Origin of the sequence: Xylanibacter rarus (assembly GCF_001275135.1) — a bacterium.
Lineage (GTDB): Bacteria > Bacteroidota > Bacteroidia > Bacteroidales > Bacteroidaceae > Prevotella > Prevotella rara.
Window position 1 is genome coordinate 73171 of record NZ_LFQU01000001.1, and the last position, 17996, is coordinate 91166.

Here is a 17996-nt window from a genome sequence, read left to right on the forward strand (position 1 = left end):
TGGCAACAAAATGACAATTAACGGAGTAAGCACCTGCCAATCGGCAGGAACGGAGAACTACGAGAAATTCCAAACGGGTATCGACAGACGCAAACGCACCCTTGTGCAATACGACTACCGCCACACGGACGGGGAACTTTTCTCTTGTGTCAAACCCACATTAGACGAATGTCGAGCCGCACGGGACAAGTGGCTAACGGCAAAGGAAAGGAAGGAGGAGAAGCGATGAACGAAGCAGGCTACCAAACGCTGATAGTCAAATTCAGCGAACCCATTACGGCATTGGACGGCATCTTTGACGATGCCGAAGCGTGGGGAGTTGATACCCTAAAGGGGTGGATAGACAGCTATGAAAGCAGCCGTTTCACTGCCATTGACAGCCATACGGCAGTCATCACGAGCGAGTATAGCATGGAATGTCTGAAAGAGTGGCTGGAAAAATGCACACCCATAACCGAGAAAACAGAATTTTGAACATTGGGGCGGTGTCCGCACCGCCCGAACCATAAACCTAAAAGACAACGGATATGATAGCAAAGACAATTTTAGAGCAGATTGGCGGCAGACGCTTTGCCGCCATGACGGGAAGCAAAGACTTCACAGACATGGGCAACGGCTTGCGCATGAGCCTTGCGAGGAACAAGACCAGTGCCAACCGCCTTGACATCATCTATGACGGAGGGGCAGACCTATACAATATGCGTTTCTACCGCAAGACGTTCAGCAAAAAGACATTCGAGAGCAGGACGAAGGACATTGAAACGCACGAGGGGATATATTGCGATATGCTGGAGGAAATGTTCACGATGGTAACGGGACTTTACACCCGCTTTTGAGGGGTGGGCGGCAAAAGCCGCCTACTTTCTTTCATGAGCATGATGGCGGATAAGAAAGTAGGCAAAGAAACCTTTGTACCAATCTACGATAGTATTCACAAAAACAAGTTTTAATCATGGAAACAATCAGACAGAACGGAAAAACCATCTTGTACAGCAACGACGGCATAAGCATAAAGATGGTTTTCAAGAACCTTACGGGCAGGAATTTTCAAGGTCAGGAATATACAGACTATATCCGGCATATCGCAATCGGCAGCATGGGATTTTCACCCGGTATCATAGAGCATTGCAGGGACGGTGAGGTTGCAGGCAAAGGGACAATCCCGAATGTATGAAAACTGAAACTCCGATGAAGTTGGCGGCTTCATCGGAGTTTCTTTCGTCAGACACTTATTCTTTATGGTACATACAGCAGCGCAAACTCAGCCTTCCTTCGTTTGAGCAGCATGGCGTGGCGTTTCCCCTTATAGTTACAGAAAGCGATATACTCCCGGTAGATGTTCCTGTCACCCGCCTCCAGCTTTCGGATTAGCGTGCTTTTGGGTATCTTCCCACTCCCCAAAAGACGGTACGGACCGACATTGTAGGCGAGCGTGGCAAGCAGAAGTTATCCAAACCCCAGCATTATCCTAAAAATATAGTTTTTTATTCTGTAAATCATTCTGTTATAGGATGAATAGGTTTGGATAATACATTCCTATATCTTTGCTAATGGCACTAAAGCCAATAGGAAGAATATGAATATAGCACAGTTAAAATTAAGCCAGAAGAAGTTACTGGACAACCTCGTTTCCCGTGGTTATGACATTCAGTACATCAAAGGAGTAAAATTTGTTTTAAGACTTCTTTTTGAACATGAAGGATGTTTTCATTCGTATGAACAGTTTGCAGAAAAGTTTATCCGTACAAGGGGATATACAAAAGCGACATTGGATCTTAGGATGATGCATTTACGTACTATCCAAGCATATGATGAATTTGGGCACTACCCGGACAAGAAGTCCTTTGTTCCGTTATGCTATCCTTCCAGGTATAATATGCTTAACCCCAGTTTTCGGAAAGTTATAGACATTTATCGGAAGCGTGCCGCAGAACATAAAAAGAAGTCCACAGTAAAAATGGAAACCGATGCCGTTACAATGTTCCTTTTTGAGATGCAAAAGTTCCACGTCTCTTCATTGGATGAAATCAAAGAAGAACATGTTTTGTCCTTTTTCCTTAAAGAAGAACAGCAAAAGCGTTCAAGGACATATTGCGGTCACATAGCGTCAGCCCTTAAAGAGTTGGGGGATTTATACGACATGAAAAAAGTATTAGGTTATTTCCCTGATTTGAAATATGAAAGGAAAAACTTCAACTATCTTAAGGATGATGAAATCAATGTGATAAAAAATGCTTTGTCAGACTCTAACAATATTTTGACTTTCAGGGAAAAAGCTATAGTTTCATTGGCTTTATATACTGGCATAAGAGGATGTGACATTGCCAACTTGAAATTGACAGACATAGATTGGAAGAAGGAACGAGTCAGCTTCGTCCAGGAAAAGACCGGTAATCCGATAGTGTTGCCCCTTCTTCCCCATGTTGGAAACTCATTGTTTGATTACATACGGAATGAACGGGACAATGAGGCCGGATCCGTGTATCTGTTTCCCAACAAGAAGAATACGATAGAAAGGTTGGAGAACAAAAGTATCGGCACCATTGTCAATACAGTCTTTGAGAAACTAAACCTTAGAAAAGGTGAATCCGGGCGTGGAGTCAGCGTATTTCGGCACAACCTCGCCTCTAAATTACTTGGTAAAGGTACCGAGATTAGGGTCATCAGCCATATTTTAGGACATATCTGTTCTTCATCTATAGTCCCATATATAGATGCTGACATCCCTCATCTGAGAGAATGCGGAATCAATATTGAATGTTATCCAATAAGAAAGGAGTTGTTCGAATGAAAACAGATTCACATCTACCCCAATTTGCAGATTTGATGTCTGAATATGTCAATTTCATCTCCGGTATCGGAAAATGTGACTATATAACCCGCATATACCTGAACTCTTTCGCCAAGTACTGTATGAATCATGGCGGAGTGCTGTCGGATGATATTATCTCCGGATGGGCATCAAGGACAGATAAGGAAAGCTATTATACAAACCGTAACAGATGCATTATTTTGAGGCGCTTCATCCGTTATATCCGGTCGAAATATGGGGCACCGTTCAAATTGCCATCATATCCTCCGGATATAAAATACACACCTAAGCCAAAGCGTATTCCTGTTTCAGAACAGCCATACTCTTATTCCGCAATATCCCATATAGTCAAGAAATATGAACTTTACAAAAGAGCTTCTGGGAAATTCAGTAGGCGGACAATGGACAAGATTCGCCGTTTCAATGACTTCTGCGCTCAAAATTATCCGTCAGCCGAAGTTCTTACAGAAGAAATTGTCCTTGATTATTGCAAGAAGAAAAAAACGGAATCCGCAAAGTCATGCAATAACAGAATTGTAGGTGTCAGAGGATTTCTGAAATATGCGAATAGCCGTGGTTTTGTAAATATTCCTCTTCCATCCACCATTCCAAGAGTCAATGTCACATCATTCGAACCACATCCGTTTACTCCAGAAGAGCTTGCAAGATTCTTTAATGAAGCGGACAATCTCGAACCTCCAATAAATTGCCGTGACATGAGGGCTGCGCTTATGAAAGTGGAAGTTCCGGTCTTTTTCCGACTTTTGTACAGTACAGGGATGCGTACAACAGAAGCCCGTCTGCTCAGAGTAGAAGACGTAGACTTGCAATCCGGTGTTATAAATATAAGATACACAAAGAGCATAGATGAACATCGGGTTGCCTTGCACGAATCCATGTGGTCGCTATTGCAGATGTATAATGTCAAAATGGAAAATCTCATGCCCGGAAGAAAGACATTCTTTCCTAACGAGTATGACAAACCATATTCCGGAGAATGGGTAACGGCAAGTTTTAAGAAAGTATGGAAGAAAGTCAGTACGGCACACGCAAGAGCATATGATTTTCGCAGTCACTATGCGGTCGTGAACATAAACGGTTGGGATCACTGCGGCATTGAATGGATGGACAAACTCTTATATCTCAGCCGTTCCATGGGACACCGTTACATTCAAAACACATTATATTATTACAGGCTTGTACCGCTGTTTGCACACCAGTTGGAAAATCTGACAGGATGTGGGTATGAAGAACTTTTGCCTGATTTAAACGACTATTTTGAATATGAAGACTAAAGCAGAACATTCAATTATCGCCGATGCCATCCATGAGTGGCATACGGTCTATCTTCCGTGTATAAGGAATCTGAGCCATAACGCTTTAAAATCATACGGAGAGGGAATGGGAATCTATATAGACTTCCTTGAATCCTCAAAAGGAGTCACATCAAATACCCTTTGTGGGGAATGCTTCCGTAAGGACTGGATTGAAGAATGGATTGCGTGGCTGAAAGAAGTAAGAAAATGCAGCCCGCAAACATGCAATCATCGCCTCTCCATATTGAAAAATTTCCTCCGTTTCCTTGCGCACAAGAAAATCCAATTCATAAAATATGATTGTGATGCCGCTGAAATAAAAAGAATGCAGCAACCTAAAAAACAAGTGGAAGTAATCACAAAAGATACAATCAAACGGATTTTTGCAAGCATCAATACACGTACATTGATAGGTAAGAGGGATTTTGCCTTGTTCAATCTTCTATATAGTACCGGAACAAGAATAGATGAAATATTATCATTGAGGCTGTCGGCACTGCACCTGGATGAAACGAAAGGTTACATTCTTGTTTTGGGTAAAGGGAATAAACAACGTACCATTTATTTGTTGAACAGCATGGTAAGAATACTGAGACATTATGTGAAGTTGTTCCATCCGGCAAATCCGTTACCTTCTGATTTTGTATTTTTCCCCATATATGGCCATGCAAACAAAAAAATCACTTCAGAAGCGATTAGCAAGCGGTTGAAAATGTATGTTAGGATTGCGTCTCAGGGGCTACTTGAAATTCCTGTAGATTTTCATTGCCATAGTTTTCGGCATGCACGGGCTACCCATTGGTTGGAAGACGGTGTAAACTTGGCGCAGATACAAAAACTATTGGGGCATGAGAGCATTGAAACGACAATGAAATACGTAGGAGTTTCATCAGAACAAATGATACAAGCTTTATGCTCTATGGAAGACAATCTGACTTTAGGCGTTGAAAAGAAATATAAGAAAATCAGAAATAAAGATTCATTAGCAACAGTTCTTGGATTGAGATAATACTTAGTAATAAATGAGTGACTGTTCTTGAATAATGGAACAATCACTCTTTATTATCTGCTACCAAAATATAACAATTTACTGATATTCAATATAGTAAAAAGTCAAGTTGGGATAATATTTTGGTTTGGATAACTTCTGTTATCCGAAATTTCGGATAAGAAGTGCGAATCCTTCCCGAACTGCTGGAACATCGCGCAGAACTTCCGCAGGTCTTTTCGCAGAAGCGCGTCCGCCTGCCGCTTCGTCATGGTGCGTGCCGAATACCTTTCCCCCGGCTGCAACCGATGTCCATATCCTACATACGGGTGATGTTTTTCCGAATGCCAGCCCTCAAAATACTTCGTGCATCGCACCGCCCTCTCAAATGGTGGCAGCCGGTAGATAGCCGCCTGCCCGTCCGTTCCCTCATGGCGTCTGTTCCGTGCGGACACGGAACAGACCGCCAGAAGCGAACAGAGGATAGCCATGAATACACGCATCATCGTGTAAGGGGCTTGAAGTTCCCGATGGGGACAACAGTGATAACCCCGTCATCCTTCACGTTTCGGTTGTTGAAGTCAAATTCCAACTCATAGGAGTTGCCGAAATTGTCCTCCACTACCACGATGAAGTTGTGCGCCTCGTCACCTTGCGCCGTGTAGTACAGCCGGAACTTCTCGTTTTCGAGCAGGTAGCGGTCATTGGGCAGGAAAGTGATGCCGTTGTCCATTTTCAGTGTGCCCTCACCCTCGAACTGGAAATACCGGATGGTATAGAGGGTATTGGCGAAATCGCCCGTTTTCTTCAGCTCACAGCGGATTTCCACCGTCTGCCCCTTTGTGACCTTGTTCGGCACGGGCATGGTTTCCACCGTGAAGGGATAGGATTGCTGGATGTCCATATCGTCGTCGCACGATACGAATGTGAATGACACTGCGGCGAACAGGCAGAGTGCCAACGCCTTGAAGATTGATGTTCTCTTGTTCTTGTTGTTCAGTATGTTCATTATTCTTTGATTTTTAGATTGTTGTTCTTTTGTTGTTTTCTTGATACTTGTTGCAGGTACTCGTTCAAGTCCTTGCAGCCTTGATAGATGCCGGAACGGTCTGTCACCTTTCCTCCGTAGCGTGTCCGCAGGGCTTCCATTGCCCTGCGTCCGGCTTCGTCTCGGTCGAGGTAACAGTCGATGCGCTCGTACCCGTCCAGATGTTTCAAAGCCTTTTCCACGTTGGCGACGGAGTTCAGCACAAGGCAGTCACCCGTTGCCAAACCGAGCGTGACGGCGGACAGGAAGTCCATAAAGCCCTCGAACACGCTGCACACGTCCGCCGGGATGTCCCCCGCCTTGACCAGCGACACGTCCTTTGGTGGTACGCAACCCTTGAAACGGCGGCTTCGGGTTTCATAGCCGCCCGACACGTTCGGAAAGCCGACGGCAAAGTACCGCTTACCACGCACGCCGTAGTTCAGGCGGCAGCAGTGGCGGGATGCAACGGCATAAGGGATGCCTCTTTCCTTCAAATACTCCGTCAGCGGAGAGCGGAGCAGCGGGACGGCTTCCACTCCCTCAAAGGCAGGTTCGGACGGTTCCGGCAGGTACAACGGCTTTTCTGCTGCGGCAAGCGGCATACGGGCGGTTTCCGCTATGAATCTCGCCTGCGCCATGAAATCCCCGCTTCGGGTAAACTCCCCGACAAGCGTGAAGATGTCGCCGCCCTTGCCCAAGCCGAAGTCGTACCAGAGCTGTTTCGCCACGTTCACACGGAAGGAGGGCGTGCGTTCACTGCGGTATGGCGCACGATACCACAGCTCGTTTCCGCTCCTTCGGACAGGCTCATGTCCCAGCCGTGCGAGAAAGTCCGCAATGGGTATCTGCCTCATATTCTCAATGTCCGTCCGTTCCATGCGACGTGTCAGTTGATGATTATCTTGACGCCCGCCCCGAACTGCGTATGGAACTTCCGTGTGTCGCCACCCCACAGCAGGCGCTCCCGGAGGTTGGCGAGCAGGGCGATACGGTCAGCCACGTAAAACTCCACATCGAGCGTCAGCGCACCGCCGTAGATGAAGGCGTCCCGGTCATGGAGCGTGGAGCCGTCATGCAGCACTTTCTCGCCCCAATTCACCGACTCATATCCGGCGAGAGCCGAAGCCCCCGCATAGACGAACACTATTTTACGGGCGTCGGAGAGTATCTTGAAATAATAACCGCCCTCCGCCGTGAACTGCGCCACAGGTATGGCGGTATCCTTGTACGGGTTGTTCTTCAAGAGGTATTCGCCACCGAACACCCACTTGTTACCGTTCTTCGTGTAGGTGGAGAGAGCCGCCCCGAAACTGTAACCGCCATTGTTGCCACTTAAACGCATACCGTCCACAAGGTTAGCTCTCAATTCGATGCCCTGCATCTTCGGCAGGCACCGCTGGGCGTGCGCCTGCCCCGTGAAGAGGGCAAGCGATGCGATGATGATTGCGATGTGCTTTCTCATGGTCAGCGCACTTGAAGTTCGTTGATGGTACCCGCACGTACCAAGTCCTCGTTCTCAATCACGAAGGACTGATGACGGCCTCCGTTCTTCTCGTTCAGCTCCACCACGAGGCACTTGCCGTCGGGGATGGTGAACTTCGCCATCGTGAATACCGTGCGCTCGCTCTTTCTGCCCGGCACACAGGTGGCATAGTTCTGCGCACGGAGCGGCAGGATGATCTGCTCCTGCACGGCGGTACGCTTCGCCACCTTCTTGTCCACGATTTTCCACGTGATATAGTCCACATCGAAAGGCACGTTGCTTTGGTTCCTGATTTCCGTGTGGAAATAGAGAAGTCCGTTGTGCGTGTAGATGCCTTTCAGAAGGTACTGGATGCCGAAACGCTTGCAGCCGATGTGTTTCACCTCACGCTTGTTCTGCTTGTAAATGGACTTCATGATAAGGCGCACCAGCATGGGACTTTCGCTACCCAGCTCTTTCAGATAGATTTCCTGCGCGTTGTTCGGACGGTTCACCGCCTCGCCGTCATGGATGAAGTCGCACATCTCCACGTTGAGCAGCAGCGGTTCGGCGGCGTACTTCACGTTGAAGGTGTAGAAACTCCCGTCCTCCGTTATCACGGACATATTGGTTTCGTTCGGGAAGTTCCTCACGGTCGCTTTCACGCGGATGACGTTCTCCGCTCCGTCGGCTTTACCCGCAATCAGGTCGGGCGAGCCTAAATCGACGTAGCGCACCTCCGAGGGGAAAATGACGTGGACGGTCTTGTCGTAGGTCACTTCCAAGCCGTGCGGGGGAACCATGCGGTCGAAGGTCAGCTTCTTTGTCAGCCCGTGATACAGATCGCCGTCCGCCTCCTTCTGCGGATAGACCTCCTTTGTCAAGGTCGGTTGTTCACTTCCGTTGTCCGTTACAACGGTTACGTTCTCCTGCGCGTTGGCAGTTACGATGCCCATAGCGAGGGCAAACATGATGATTACTTTTTTCATTCTACTTTGGATTTTAGTGGTAAATAAAAATTTGGTTGTTGTTTTTTTAGTCGTTGATTGTTATTGTTTTCAATCTCTGTCCTGATATAGCATGACCTTGTATCCGGATTTCAGATGCACCTTGACGGTACGCATCTTCTTGGCGATATACTGGCTCGTGCCTTGTATCAGCCCCTTGCCCAAGTCGGAGGCGAGCTGCGCCCCTGCGTTGGTGGAGATATTAATGCTGCTGCCCAGCGAGCCGCCCATGTTGGCGGCAACCTCCCTGACGGCGTTCATCTCCATCGAGTTTGGAATGAAGATGCCGGGCTGTCCGTCCGTGTCATACACCGCCAGTTCTACCGGTATAATCGTACCTGCGTACTCCAGCGAAGTAATTTCAATATCGAGTCGTTCGCCCTGAATCTTTGCCGTGCCTACCACCACTGCATTGCGGGGTATGATTTTGTCCGCCACTGCCATCGGCTCCAGCAGCCGTAATCTTACCGCCTGCCCGTCAGTCACACTCTGCGCCCCATAGACACACGCCGATATGGTGTTCCTGTCCGATACAGTCGTGACACCCACCGCCGTATTGAAACTGCGGTTGCGCTCCTGCGAGAAGGAGGCGACAAACTCAGCGTTGCTCATCGGCTGTGAGAGCGAAGATACCACCTGATGCGTTACCTGCCTGACAGGTGCAGCCGTGTTCTTTCCGGCTTTCTGCACATGGTAAGGTTCTGCCGCCTGTCCGACAGGTGGCTGTGTACCGTTCTGACCGCCCATGTACTTCGCCGCCAGCTCGTAGGACTTTTCCATGAGTGCCACTTGATCATCCATAGAGGATGCCTTGCCTTTCTCGGTTTCCAGTTCCGATTCCAGCGAGGCGATACGCTCCAACAGTTCGTCCATTTCCGCGTTGTCGTTCTTCGGCTGCTCATAGAAGTTGCCGAGCGTGGTATTGAGGTCGCGGTAGGCAGCTGCGGAGGATTGGATGGTTTTCGGAGCGGATGATTTTGCTGTTGCATCTTCCGCATTTCCGGGATTAGCAAGGTCGAAGTCCCTGCCGCCGTCCGTTTCCGCCACCTCGCGGTCGAACATATCGCCCAGTTCCTGCATGGCGCGGCTGCGGTTCTCCTGCCGTTCCTCCATTGCTCCCTGTTCGTAGGCTTTCGCCTTGTCGCCGATGATCTGGCGGTTCGCCTTGTCAGCGTCGGGCATTTCGATGTTGTAACCACCCGTTCCCGGTTGCTGCTCCTTGTCGGAAGACGGGGCGAATGTCAGCCACATAGCACCGATGAATACCAGCACTATAGCGGGCAGCACTATCATTTTCTGACGTTTCAGCCTTTGGGCTTCGGTCAGCGGCTTGCGCTCCTTCTTCGGTTTCCCGTTGTCGGGAGCCGCCTTGTTCTCGTTTTTAGGTTCATTCTTCGTCTGTTCCATATAAATAAGGTATTACATTATGATTGTTGTCCGGCTTTATGGACAGTTCCACCTGTCCGGCATGGTCTGTTACCATCCGGCTGCCGTCATTCCTGCCGATTTCATAGACGGCTTTGCCGAAGGTGTAGAGGGCAAGCACCGCAAAGGCGGCGAGCATCGCCAGCACGATGCGCCTGCGTGTCTTCGGGGGCAAACCGTCCAGATAGCCTTTGAGCCTTGCCACCAGCATTTTCTTTTTGTCGTGGAGCTTCCAGTACGCACGCCAAAATGATTTTTTGATTTTCTTCATGTCCGTTTACCTTTTGATGGTTTGTAAATCCTTGTTCTCGATGATGGTGAATCCCTCGATGGTGAAACCGTTGGGATTGTCGTCCGAACGGGACGAGTTCAAGAGGCGGCACGTAGTCACGAGGCTGCGCTCGGTGACGTTGCTCTGCCGGATGATCTTCTGCGTGGCGTAGGTCACGGCACGGTAGGGATAGCCGTTGAAATCGCACACCACGCTGTCCACCTTCAACACCTGATTGATGTTCCCGGCGATGATGCGGTTGTAGTACCCCTTCTCGGCAAAGTCCGAATAGTAGTTGTACACGCTTTTGTCCGCTAATAGCAGGGCGCGTTTCACGTTATGCTCTATCGCGCTCTTTTCGGGTGAGAGCGTGAAGAACAGCTCGTGGAAACGGCGCACGTGTTCCCTCGCTTCTGCCGGACGGTTCTGCGACAAGTCTTGCGAGAGAGCCAGCATCAGCGACTTGCCGTTGTCCAGCACGTAAATCTTTTCCCGTTGCCGCTCCGCGAAGCGGTAGGAACTCCACACGCTCCATACCGTTATTACGGCACACAACGAGAGGAAGACGATACCGAACAGGCGTATCTGCCTGAACGATGATTCGATGTTTTTAAGTGACTTAAATTCCATTGTTGTTTATTCGTTTTTAATTGTCAGTTGATTATTTCAGCAGCTTCCCGACACGTCCGACCACGTTTCCTGCGGCTGCGCCCGCCACGCTGCCCGCCATACTTCCGGCTCGTCCTGCCGTCTGGTTCACGTTGCGACCGTAGCTTCCCATGCCTCCGGCTTGGATAATCCAGCCTGCTACCGTGGGGATGGTGAAGTAACCAATGATGCCGATTATCATGAAGACGATGTACACCCCGTCGCTCGAATCCAGCGAGAAGTTCGGGTCAGCCTGCATCCGTTCGATGTCGCTTTGCAGCATCAGCACTTGTATCTTCGCCAGTATGGTGCTGAACATATCCGACACGGGCAGCCACAGATAGACCTGTATGTAGCGGCATATCCACTGTGTAAGCGTGCTTTGGAAGCCGTCCCACACCGATATGGCGAAGGCTATCGGACCGAGTATCGCCAGCACCACGAGGAAGAACGTGCGGATGGTGTCTATCACGAGGGCGGCGGCTTGGAACATCAGTTCCAGTATCTCGCGGAAGAAGTCGCGGATGCCCTTCTTCATGTTGTACATCCCGCACTCGATGTACATCCCCGCCATCGTCACCATGTCGCCGGGCGACCAGCCCAGTTCTTCCAGTTGTTTGTCAAACTCCTCATTTGACACGAGGTAGGCGGTTTCGGGATTGCGCATCATCGCTTCGTACTCCAGTTTGTCCTTCTGCTCACGGTATCGGTTCATGTCCAGCGTTTCCGCCTCCAGCATCTTTGCCGTACCCTGCACGACGGGCGACATGATGCTGTTTATCGTACCCAGTACCACCGTCGGAAAGAACATGATGCACAGACCGATAGCGAACGGGCGGAGCATAGGGAACACGTCTATCGGTTCGGCTCTCGCCAGCGACTGCCATACCCGGTAGGCCACATAAAAGAGTGCGCCCAGCCCGGCGATGCCTTTCGCCACGCCCGCCATGTCCCCGCATAGCGGCATCATCTGTTCGTAGAGCGAGCGCAGAATTTGGTGAAGGTTGTCGAAATTCATAGGCTACCAATATCTTTCGTTCATGTTCCCGTACAGCCCTATGATGCGGTCAAGGTCGTTTTTCTTCTTCGCACGCAGGTAACTCACGCTAATGTTCTTGTTGGTGTAGTAGCTCACGAGGTTGCGGTAACGCTTCATTTTGGAGTAGCAGCGTTCCACCACGTCCATGCGCTCCTTGTCCGTCATGGAGAGCGTGGTGATATTCACCACATTCTTCAGTTCCGTCAGCACATCGTTGGATTCCTCCAATAACTTGGTGTAGCCAAAGGCGATGGCTCCCAGTTCCTCCACCGTGAAGTTGTCGTCACGCATCATCTTCTGGAAACTGGTCACATAGGTGTCGGTGATGTCACCCACCATCAGGATGGTCTGCTGCACCTTCCGGGCGTCCTTTACCAGATTGTTCACGGATTTGAGTGCGTCGTAATACTTCTTGCCCTGTTCGTAAATCTTCACGGTCTCTTGAAAATTTTTTATCATATTTTGGGCGGTCGTGGAAGTGTGTACCACGTTCTTCGAGGTGTTCACGATGCTCTGCGCGATGTTGGACGGGTCTATCACCGCCCACTGTGCGCTTGCCCTGCCGACTGCAAACAGGCACAGGCAGATAATAAGTGTTATTCTTGTTCTCATGTTACTTTGGATTTTAGTGGATTTCATTATTTATTGCTCGCCTATCGGATGGTCCGGTTTCGGGTTCACACGCACGTAGTCCCCGTTCGGCGAGAAGGTCAGGATGTCCGTCGCCTCGTTGTAGGACACGTCGATGCGGAATCCGGTGTTCATGAACAGATTGCCGTTCTCCTCCTGCAAGAGATAGGTTTCCGGCTTCAGCTTGCGGCGGATGCCGCTCCGCTTGAATACCGTCACCTTATAGGCTTCGCCCTCCTTGTAGATAAGCACGTCGGGCTTTCCCTCCACGCTCTCCCAGTTTCCGCAAAGCAGGTCGCGTCGGTTGTCCGTTATGTCGCAGGATTGCAGCACCATGACCGCCAGCCCGATTAAACACTTGCTGACTTGCAGCATTTTCGTTCTTGATATACTCATACGCATTTTCTTTTTTAGTTGATGAATCTGTTTCTATTTATTCCTTTTTTCTCCGCCTTTCGGCAAGCTGCCGGATGACGGCTTCAATGTCGCCGCCCAACTGTTCCGCCAGACGGTAAACCTCTACTTTTTCCGTTTCTTCGGTGGTGTACGCCAGATACTCTTCAGCACTAACTTCGGTGGCATAGACTGCCGACTGCGTGCCGCCCAGTCCTATCCACACTTCCTTGTAGAGCCTTGACGGGTTGTTCGCCATGTTGATGGAGAGTATCTGCGACTTCTCTTTCTCCGTCAGACCCAACAGGGACTGTATGGCATCAAACTTGTTCATGTACTTCCGCTGGTCAAGGAGTATCTTGCAGTCGGAGTTGTTGATGATGCTCTCCTTGACGACGGGCGAGGAAATGATGTCGTCCACCTCCTGCGTCACCACGATTGCCTCCCCGTAATACTTGCGCACGGTCTTGTACATATAGCGCAGGTACTCAGCCATGTTCGCCGAAGATAGAGCCTTCCAAGCCTCTTCCACTATCAACTGTTTCCTTACGCCTTTCAATCGGCGCATCTTGTTGATGAAGGCTTCCATGATGATGATGGTCACCACAGGGAAAAGCTCGCGATTTTCCTTTATACTGTCAATCTCGAAGACGATGAACCGCTTGCCGAGCAGGTCGATGTTCTCCGTGGAGTTGAGCAGGAAGTCGTAGCGTCCGTCCCGGTAATACTGCCGCATGGTGGTGAGCATATTGTCGATGTTGAAGTCGGACTTCTCCACCTTTATCTCACGTTCCGCCAGTTCGCGGCGGTAGTCGTCGCGCATATACTCGTAGAAGGTGTTGAACGAGGGGACGATGCTCCGGTCAGCCCTGATACGCTCGATATAGGCGTTCACCGCACTGCCCAGTTCGCCGCTCTCCGTCTTCGTCACTTTGTCGTCCTCCGACTTCCAGAGCGTCAGCAGCAATGTCTTGATGCTGTCCTTTTTCTCCACGTCGAACACGTAATCATCGGTGTAGAACGGGTTGAACGAAATCGGTTTCTCCTCCGTGTAGGTGAAGTACACGCCGTCCGCCCCGTTTGTCTTGCACCGGATCATCTCGCACAAGCCCTGATAGGAGTTTCCCGTGTCCACCAGCACCACGTGCGTACCCTGCTCGTAGTATTGCCTCACGAGGTGGTTCATAAAAAAGGATTTGCCGCTGCCCGAAGGACCCAACACGAACTTGTTGCGGTTGGTCGTGATACCCCGCTTCATCGGCAGGTCGCTGATGTCGAGGTGCAACGGTTTTCCCGTAAGCCTGTCCACCATCTTGATGCCGAAGGGCGAGAGCGAACTGCGGTAGTTGGTTTCCTCCGTGAAGAGGCACACCGCCTGCTCGATGAAGGTGTGGAAACTCTCTTCCGCCGGGAAGTCCGCCGCGTTGCCGGGCATCGCCGCCCAGTAGAGCGTCGGGCAGTCGATGGTATTGTGGTGCGGCACGCACTCCATGCTTGCCAGCTGGCTGCCCACATCGTTCTTGATATGCTTCAGTTCCTCCGCGTCATCGCTCCACGCCATGACGTTGAAGTGCGCCCGTACCGAGGTCAGCCCGTAGGAATGGGCTTCGTTCAGGTACTGGTCTATCCACTCGCGGTTGATGCTGTTGCTCCGGCTGTATCGGGATAGCGACTGCATATTCCTTGCGGACTTCTCGAACTTCTGCAAATTTTCCTCGCTGTTGTCGATAATCACATACTGGTTATAGATGTGGTTGCAGGAAAGCAGCAGCCCCACGGGGGAGGCGAAGGAGAGGCGACAGTCCGAGCGGTCGGTGGAGAGTTTCTCGTAGCGGATGTCGGTAGCCACCTTTCCGGGCATATCCTCCGCGTCGGAGAGGGTGTGCAGGCACAGGCGGTTGTCACCGATACGCATTTCTTTTGCCGAGAGGTCGATGTCCTGCAAGGTCGTGTCGCCTTCGGGCATGAGCGAGAAGTAACGCTCTATCAGCCCGGCGGACTTCTCCGTCCCGACAATCTCGTCGGTGGAGAGGCGGCGCAGCCTCACAAAGCCGCTGTCGTTCATGATGCGCTCGAACTGTTCGGCGGCCTCCATGAACTTCCCGGCGGTTTCCTTGTCCAGCTCCTTCGGGATGATATGTCCCCGGCACAGCGTACTGAAGTTGCTCTGCATACGGTTACGTTCTTTCGTCGTCTTGGTCAAGTAGAGATAGCAGGAGTGTTTCAGGTACGGACGCTCGTTGAAGTGGCGTTCAAAGGAACGGCTCAAGAAACTCATGTCGTCCTTCTGTAACTCCGGCATATATTTCTCCTTGATGAACCAATCCTGCTTATGCACGACGCAGAAGTACGGTAGCACCTTGATAGCCTTGCACCAGCAGCCGTGTATCGCCTCGTACTCTGCGCCCGTCACGGTGTAAAGCTCCGGCAGTTCCACCTCAAAAGCCACCGTGATGTCGGCGTCTTTGGAGATGATGCAGCCATGCTCCACCGCCAGCAGGGGGAACTTGTTTTCCAGTGTTGTCATTTTGGATGTATTTCTCATGTCGTTTCTTCCTTTCGTTGCCGTTTGAGTAATCGGGTGATCCGCCGTCGGTTGATAAGGTATCGGGGATGGCTCCTTGCCGCTCCCAATTTCATCAGCCCGTGTTCGCCGTACCGGGCGTTCAGCGCGAAGGTCTGCCATACGAGGACGGAAGACGATGCCGCGCCGAAGCCGATACATATCCACTGGTCGATGCCGACCATATAGAGGATGACGAACAGGACGAAGAGAGCCAGCAGACCTCCGCAGAAGATGAAGAGGTACTGAGCCTTCAAACCCTTGAACTCGACCGGACGGCCGATACCCTTGTTTATCGGGTATTCAGCCATACATTGTTTATTAAAGGAAGAATGAGCGCAGGATAGTGGCGGCGACAATCAAGAAGATACAAGCCCCGAACCACGAGGCGGCGGTCTTCGAGGTGTCCGGGTCTCCGGACGAGAATTTTCCGTACACTTTCACGCCACCGATAAGCCCGACTACCGCGCCGATGGCGTAGATTAATTTCGTGCCGGGGTCGAAATACGAACTCACCATAGAGGTGGCTTCGTTGATGCCAGCCAGACCGTTTCCCTGTGCGAAAGCGGAGGCGGTTGCGGCAATCATAAGTGCCGCAGCGATGATTAACTTTTGTCTGATGTTCTTGTTCATAAACTGTTCTTTTTTGTGCCGTCCAAAGGGTGGATAGTCCTTTTTCGGGCGGTTGATACTTGATTACTTTACTTTGGTTTTAGTGGTTGCCCGTTTGTTTCTACGGACTTGGGGCTGTCCGTTGCGGGTTGGCTGTACCTTGTACCGCCGTGCGCGTGGGTGTCGTCATTTTACGTTTTCATTTCCATTCTTTTTTAGTTGTTATACATAGTTTCGGAAGTCGAACTCCTCGATGTTGTCGGGAATCACGAACACCTTTTCCTTTTGTTGTGTCACGGTCATGTTCACCGTGTCCACGAAAACTGCCATCGCCTTTGCAATCCTCTCGCTCATTGCTTCATCGGTCAGGCGTTCCGTTATTCTTGTGAAAAGCTCTGTCCCGTCCAGTTCCGTCATGACCTTTCCGGCGTGTCGCATTTCCTCATCGGATGGTGATTCCTTCCGTATGGTGTGTACTGCCATGTCAATATCCTCGAAGCTACTTCCCGAAGCCTGCTTTTTGTCTGGTTCTTCATCCTCCGGTTCATCTTCTCCGTACTCCAGTTCCGAGGGCGGGATGCTCGTGAAGGTTTCATCGAGTTTGTCCTCCGGTACTTGTGTCGGGCGTGAGACGGTTTCCGTGTTTCCGTCGTCAAAAGTAGCCTCTTCCTCCGACAGCTCAATGCCTTTTTCCGAAGTGGCGGCTTCTTGCGTCGGTATGGCAGCGGTTGTCCGGGTCGATGCCATCTTGAAACGGCTCTTGCCAATGATGTCCGAGGTGTCTGCGTGAGGTATTTCCTTATCCTTTCCTTGCTCTGCCACCGTACTGTCCAATGACCGCCACAGCCCGGCAATATGTCTGAAGAAACGGATGAGCTTCGTGTCCATGATGCGGTCATAGAACAGCAGAAACAGAAACCACACGTTGCAAGCAACCGATACGATTAAAAACGCCTTTGTCATAATCTTACTTTTTGGGCGTTTTCAATCTGTTCCATGTACTGCTGCCCGTATTGTCGGAAATGGTCGCGGAGGATGTTATCCACAAACTTGCCGATGCTCAAACCGTTTCCCATCCGACTGGTAACGATAGCGACTTTCTCATGAATTTCTCGGCTGATGTATATACATTGCCGCGTTTTGATTTCCGATGCTTGCAGGAAAGTCGAGAGCGGTTTGTCTCTGCCTTTATCCTTGCGGAAGTCAACGTCGGTATTTTCCTGCCCGTAGTCGGTTACACACTTTGCTGCACGGACAGCGGTTCTTTCACTCTTTCCTGTTTGCAGATACTCAGCCTGACGGTTCTTATTTGTTCTTTTCATACTTCTTTGTTGTTTTTGAGTGTTTATAAATTATAGGATTCCATGTGCCGTTTGAACGATTCGGCTATCTCGTCTTGGAACAGCGTGAAATGGTGTGTCAGCACGTTGTCAAGAAATGCCGCGATAGTCACTTCGTTGCCTCCGATTACATGAAGCATCTTCTGTATGCGGTCGTGGTACTCCTTGCGGATATAGACCTGCTTGCCGAGCCTTGCCGTGATATTGGAACCGCATATGAATACTGTGTCATAATCCAATTTTTCCGGCTTGCTGTTCCTGCGCCTGCGTTCCGGCTCCTCTTTGGAGTGCGAGGCGGGTGGAGAAACGGCTTCTTGTATCGCTTCTTTCGGAGGTGGGACAGGAGCGTTCCCGTCCGTGCTTCTCGCTTCCGGCGGAATGCTTGTATCGTCCAGTCGAAATGAGTTGATTACGGCTTCGCTGTCGATGTCCTCGATTCTTGTTTTCTTTGCCATGCCGT

23 protein-coding genes and 2 pseudogenes are annotated in these 17996 nt (G+C 50.3%); 7 read left to right on the forward strand and 18 right to left on the reverse strand.

Annotated features, from left to right (window positions below):
• Positions 1-10 precede the first annotated feature (10 nt).
• From ACU52_RS14610 to ACU52_RS00335, 4 genes are all read left to right on the forward strand, one after another.
• Positions 11-229, forward strand: coding sequence for a DUF3873 domain-containing protein (locus ACU52_RS14610; RefSeq protein ID WP_008770680.1), 219 nt, complete (start codon positions 11-13; stop codon positions 227-229).
• Positions 169-474 (forward strand): DUF6956 domain-containing protein, encoded by a 306-nt coding sequence (locus ACU52_RS00325; protein ID WP_004310302.1) that lies wholly within the window; start codon positions 169-171, stop codon positions 472-474. The genes ACU52_RS14610 and ACU52_RS00325 overlap by 61 nt, the downstream gene beginning before the upstream one ends.
• A gap of 53 nt (positions 475-527) precedes the next feature.
• A complete protein-coding gene (locus tag ACU52_RS00330) occupies positions 528-836 on the forward strand; it encodes a hypothetical protein (RefSeq protein ID WP_004310301.1) in 309 nt (102 codons plus the stop codon).
• A 116-nt stretch (positions 837-952) separates the two neighbouring features.
• The gene (locus ACU52_RS00335) at positions 953-1174 is read left to right on the forward strand and encodes a DUF7688 family protein (protein WP_004310300.1); all 222 of its coding nucleotides are present in this window, start codon (positions 953-955) and stop codon (positions 1172-1174) included.
• A 62-nt stretch (positions 1175-1236) separates the two neighbouring features.
• On the opposite strand, the pseudogene ACU52_RS14615 reads toward ACU52_RS00335, so the two are convergent.
• A pseudogene (locus ACU52_RS14615) lies at positions 1237-1446 on the reverse strand (glycoside hydrolase family protein); the annotation flags it as partial.
• A gap of 130 nt (positions 1447-1576) precedes the next feature.
• On the opposite strand from ACU52_RS14615, the gene ACU52_RS00345 reads away from it, so the two are divergent.
• From ACU52_RS00345 to ACU52_RS00355, 3 genes are read left to right on the forward strand one after another with little or no spacing between them, the layout of a single operon-like run.
• Positions 1577-2791, forward strand: coding sequence for a tyrosine-type recombinase/integrase (locus ACU52_RS00345; RefSeq protein ID WP_053397341.1), 1215 nt, complete (start codon positions 1577-1579; stop codon positions 2789-2791).
• A complete protein-coding gene (locus ACU52_RS00350; protein WP_005642462.1) occupies positions 2788-4107 on the forward strand; it encodes a tyrosine-type recombinase/integrase in 1320 nt (439 codons plus the stop codon). The genes ACU52_RS00345 and ACU52_RS00350 overlap by 4 nt, the downstream gene beginning before the upstream one ends.
• Positions 4097-5137 carry a tyrosine-type recombinase/integrase gene (locus ACU52_RS00355; protein WP_005642461.1) on the forward strand — a complete coding sequence of 347 codons (1041 nt, stop codon included), beginning with the start codon at positions 4097-4099 and terminating at the stop codon, positions 5135-5137. The genes ACU52_RS00350 and ACU52_RS00355 overlap by 11 nt, the downstream gene beginning before the upstream one ends.
• 140 nt (positions 5138-5277) lie before the next feature.
• Here ACU52_RS00355 and ACU52_RS00360 read toward each other — a convergent pair.
• The 17 genes and pseudogenes from ACU52_RS00360 to ACU52_RS00440 form a co-directional block, all read right to left on the reverse strand.
• Positions 5278-5622 (reverse strand): annotated as a pseudogene (locus ACU52_RS00360) (hypothetical protein); the annotation flags it as partial.
• Positions 5619-6125 (reverse strand): DUF3872 domain-containing protein, encoded by a 507-nt coding sequence (locus ACU52_RS00365; protein ID WP_005827314.1) that lies wholly within the window; start codon positions 6123-6125, stop codon positions 5619-5621. The pseudogene ACU52_RS00360 and the gene ACU52_RS00365, both read right to left, overlap by 4 nt.
• Positions 6125-7024 (reverse strand): toprim domain-containing protein, encoded by a 900-nt coding sequence (locus ACU52_RS00370; RefSeq protein ID WP_004310298.1) that lies wholly within the window; start codon positions 7022-7024, stop codon positions 6125-6127. Before ACU52_RS00370 ends, ACU52_RS00365 begins: the two co-directional genes overlap by 1 nt.
• Before the next feature lie 8 nt (positions 7025-7032).
• Positions 7033-7608, reverse strand: a complete 576-nt coding sequence (locus ACU52_RS00375; RefSeq protein ID WP_005827316.1) for a conjugal transfer protein TraO — start codon at positions 7606-7608, stop codon at positions 7033-7035.
• A 2-nt stretch (positions 7609-7610) separates the two neighbouring features.
• Positions 7611-8597: a conjugative transposon protein TraN gene (gene traN, locus ACU52_RS00380; protein WP_005827318.1), complete on the reverse strand. Its 987-nt coding sequence runs from the start codon at positions 8595-8597 to the stop codon at positions 7611-7613.
• A gap of 69 nt (positions 8598-8666) precedes the next feature.
• Positions 8667-10022, reverse strand: coding sequence for a conjugative transposon protein TraM (gene traM, locus ACU52_RS00385; RefSeq protein WP_053397342.1), 1356 nt, complete (start codon positions 10020-10022; stop codon positions 8667-8669).
• The gene (locus tag ACU52_RS00390) at positions 10003-10311 is read right to left on the reverse strand and encodes a TraL conjugative transposon family protein (protein ID WP_004308924.1); all 309 of its coding nucleotides are present in this window, start codon (positions 10309-10311) and stop codon (positions 10003-10005) included. Before ACU52_RS00390 ends, traM begins: the two co-directional genes overlap by 20 nt.
• A 6-nt stretch (positions 10312-10317) precedes the next feature.
• Complete coding sequence (traK, locus tag ACU52_RS00395) at positions 10318-10941, reverse strand: conjugative transposon protein TraK (RefSeq protein ID WP_004308925.1); 624 nt, start codon at positions 10939-10941, stop codon at positions 10318-10320.
• A gap of 31 nt (positions 10942-10972) precedes the next feature.
• Positions 10973-11977, reverse strand: a complete 1005-nt coding sequence (traJ, locus tag ACU52_RS00400) for a conjugative transposon protein TraJ (protein ID WP_025868175.1) — start codon at positions 11975-11977, stop codon at positions 10973-10975.
• Between the two features lie 3 nt (positions 11978-11980).
• Positions 11981-12610, reverse strand: coding sequence for a DUF4141 domain-containing protein (locus tag ACU52_RS00405; protein ID WP_005643923.1), 630 nt, complete (start codon positions 12608-12610; stop codon positions 11981-11983).
• 30 nt (positions 12611-12640) lie between these two features.
• A complete protein-coding gene (locus ACU52_RS00410) occupies positions 12641-13024 on the reverse strand; it encodes a DUF3876 domain-containing protein (RefSeq protein ID WP_004308928.1) in 384 nt (127 codons plus the stop codon).
• Between the two features lie 37 nt (positions 13025-13061).
• A complete protein-coding gene (locus ACU52_RS00415) occupies positions 13062-15566 on the reverse strand; it encodes a TraG family conjugative transposon ATPase (protein WP_005827325.1) in 2505 nt (834 codons plus the stop codon).
• The gene (locus ACU52_RS14620) at positions 15563-15895 is read right to left on the reverse strand and encodes a DUF4133 domain-containing protein (protein WP_004311206.1); all 333 of its coding nucleotides are present in this window, start codon (positions 15893-15895) and stop codon (positions 15563-15565) included. Before ACU52_RS14620 ends, ACU52_RS00415 begins: the two co-directional genes overlap by 4 nt.
• 10 nt (positions 15896-15905) lie before the next feature.
• A complete protein-coding gene (locus tag ACU52_RS00425) occupies positions 15906-16217 on the reverse strand; it encodes a DUF4134 domain-containing protein (protein ID WP_004311205.1) in 312 nt (103 codons plus the stop codon).
• Between the two features lie 201 nt (positions 16218-16418).
• Entirely contained in the window at positions 16419-17159 is a 741-nt protein-coding gene (locus tag ACU52_RS00430) for a hypothetical protein (protein ID WP_005643920.1), read from the reverse strand.
• Complete coding sequence (locus tag ACU52_RS00435) at positions 17156-17545, reverse strand: DUF3408 domain-containing protein (RefSeq protein ID WP_287647342.1); 390 nt, start codon at positions 17543-17545, stop codon at positions 17156-17158. Before ACU52_RS00435 ends, ACU52_RS00430 begins: the two co-directional genes overlap by 4 nt.
• Complete coding sequence (locus tag ACU52_RS00440; RefSeq protein WP_004311202.1) at positions 17542-17991, reverse strand: DUF3408 domain-containing protein; 450 nt, start codon at positions 17989-17991, stop codon at positions 17542-17544. The genes ACU52_RS00435 and ACU52_RS00440 overlap by 4 nt, the downstream gene beginning before the upstream one ends.
• Positions 17992-17996: the final 5 nt, after the last annotated feature.

Excerpts from the sequence above, each read along its gene's own strand:
- ACU52_RS00325 (WP_004310302.1), top strand. The coding sequence starts at position 169 with ATGTCGAGCCGCACGGGACAAGTGGCTAACGGCAAAGGAAAGGAAGGA.
- ACU52_RS00370 (WP_004310298.1), bottom strand. The coding sequence starts at position 7,024 with ATGGAACGGACGGACATTGAGAATATGAGGCAGATACCCATTGCGGAC.
- ACU52_RS00405 (WP_005643923.1), bottom strand. The coding sequence starts at position 12,610 with ATGAGAACAAGAATAACACTTATTATCTGCCTGTGCCTGTTTGCAGTC.
- ACU52_RS14620 (WP_004311206.1), bottom strand. The coding sequence starts at position 15,895 with ATGGCTGAATACCCGATAAACAAGGGTATCGGCCGTCCGGTCGAGTTC.
- traM (WP_053397342.1), bottom strand. The coding sequence starts at position 10,022 with ATGGAACAGACGAAGAATGAACCTAAAAACGAGAACAAGGCGGCTCCC.
- ACU52_RS00415 (WP_005827325.1), bottom strand. The coding sequence starts at position 15,566 with ATGAGAAATACATCCAAAATGACAACACTGGAAAACAAGTTCCCCCTG.
- traJ (WP_025868175.1), bottom strand. The coding sequence starts at position 11,977 with ATGAATTTCGACAACCTTCACCAAATTCTGCGCTCGCTCTACGAACAG.
- ACU52_RS00430 (WP_005643920.1), bottom strand. The coding sequence starts at position 17,159 with ATGACAAAGGCGTTTTTAATCGTATCGGTTGCTTGCAACGTGTGGTTT.
- ACU52_RS00355 (WP_005642461.1), top strand. The coding sequence starts at position 4,097 with ATGAAGACTAAAGCAGAACATTCAATTATCGCCGATGCCATCCATGAG.
- ACU52_RS00365 (WP_005827314.1), bottom strand. The coding sequence starts at position 6,125 with ATGAACATACTGAACAACAAGAACAAGAGAACATCAATCTTCAAGGCG.
- ACU52_RS00410 (WP_004308928.1), bottom strand. The coding sequence starts at position 13,024 with ATGAGTATATCAAGAACGAAAATGCTGCAAGTCAGCAAGTGTTTAATC.
- ACU52_RS00390 (WP_004308924.1), bottom strand. The coding sequence starts at position 10,311 with ATGAAGAAAATCAAAAAATCATTTTGGCGTGCGTACTGGAAGCTCCAC.
- ACU52_RS00440 (WP_004311202.1), bottom strand. The coding sequence starts at position 17,991 with ATGGCAAAGAAAACAAGAATCGAGGACATCGACAGCGAAGCCGTAATC.
- ACU52_RS14610 (WP_008770680.1), top strand. The coding sequence starts at position 11 with ATGACAATTAACGGAGTAAGCACCTGCCAATCGGCAGGAACGGAGAAC.
- ACU52_RS00425 (WP_004311205.1), bottom strand. The coding sequence starts at position 16,217 with ATGAACAAGAACATCAGACAAAAGTTAATCATCGCTGCGGCACTTATG.
- ACU52_RS00330 (WP_004310301.1), top strand. The coding sequence starts at position 528 with ATGATAGCAAAGACAATTTTAGAGCAGATTGGCGGCAGACGCTTTGCC.
- ACU52_RS00375 (WP_005827316.1), bottom strand. The coding sequence starts at position 7,608 with ATGAGAAAGCACATCGCAATCATCATCGCATCGCTTGCCCTCTTCACG.
- ACU52_RS00345 (WP_053397341.1), top strand. The coding sequence starts at position 1,577 with ATGAATATAGCACAGTTAAAATTAAGCCAGAAGAAGTTACTGGACAAC.
- traN (WP_005827318.1), bottom strand. The coding sequence starts at position 8,597 with ATGAAAAAAGTAATCATCATGTTTGCCCTCGCTATGGGCATCGTAACT.
- ACU52_RS00350 (WP_005642462.1), top strand. The coding sequence starts at position 2,788 with ATGAAAACAGATTCACATCTACCCCAATTTGCAGATTTGATGTCTGAA.
- ACU52_RS00335 (WP_004310300.1), top strand. The coding sequence starts at position 953 with ATGGAAACAATCAGACAGAACGGAAAAACCATCTTGTACAGCAACGAC.
- traK (WP_004308925.1), bottom strand. The coding sequence starts at position 10,941 with ATGGAATTTAAGTCACTTAAAAACATCGAATCATCGTTCAGGCAGATA.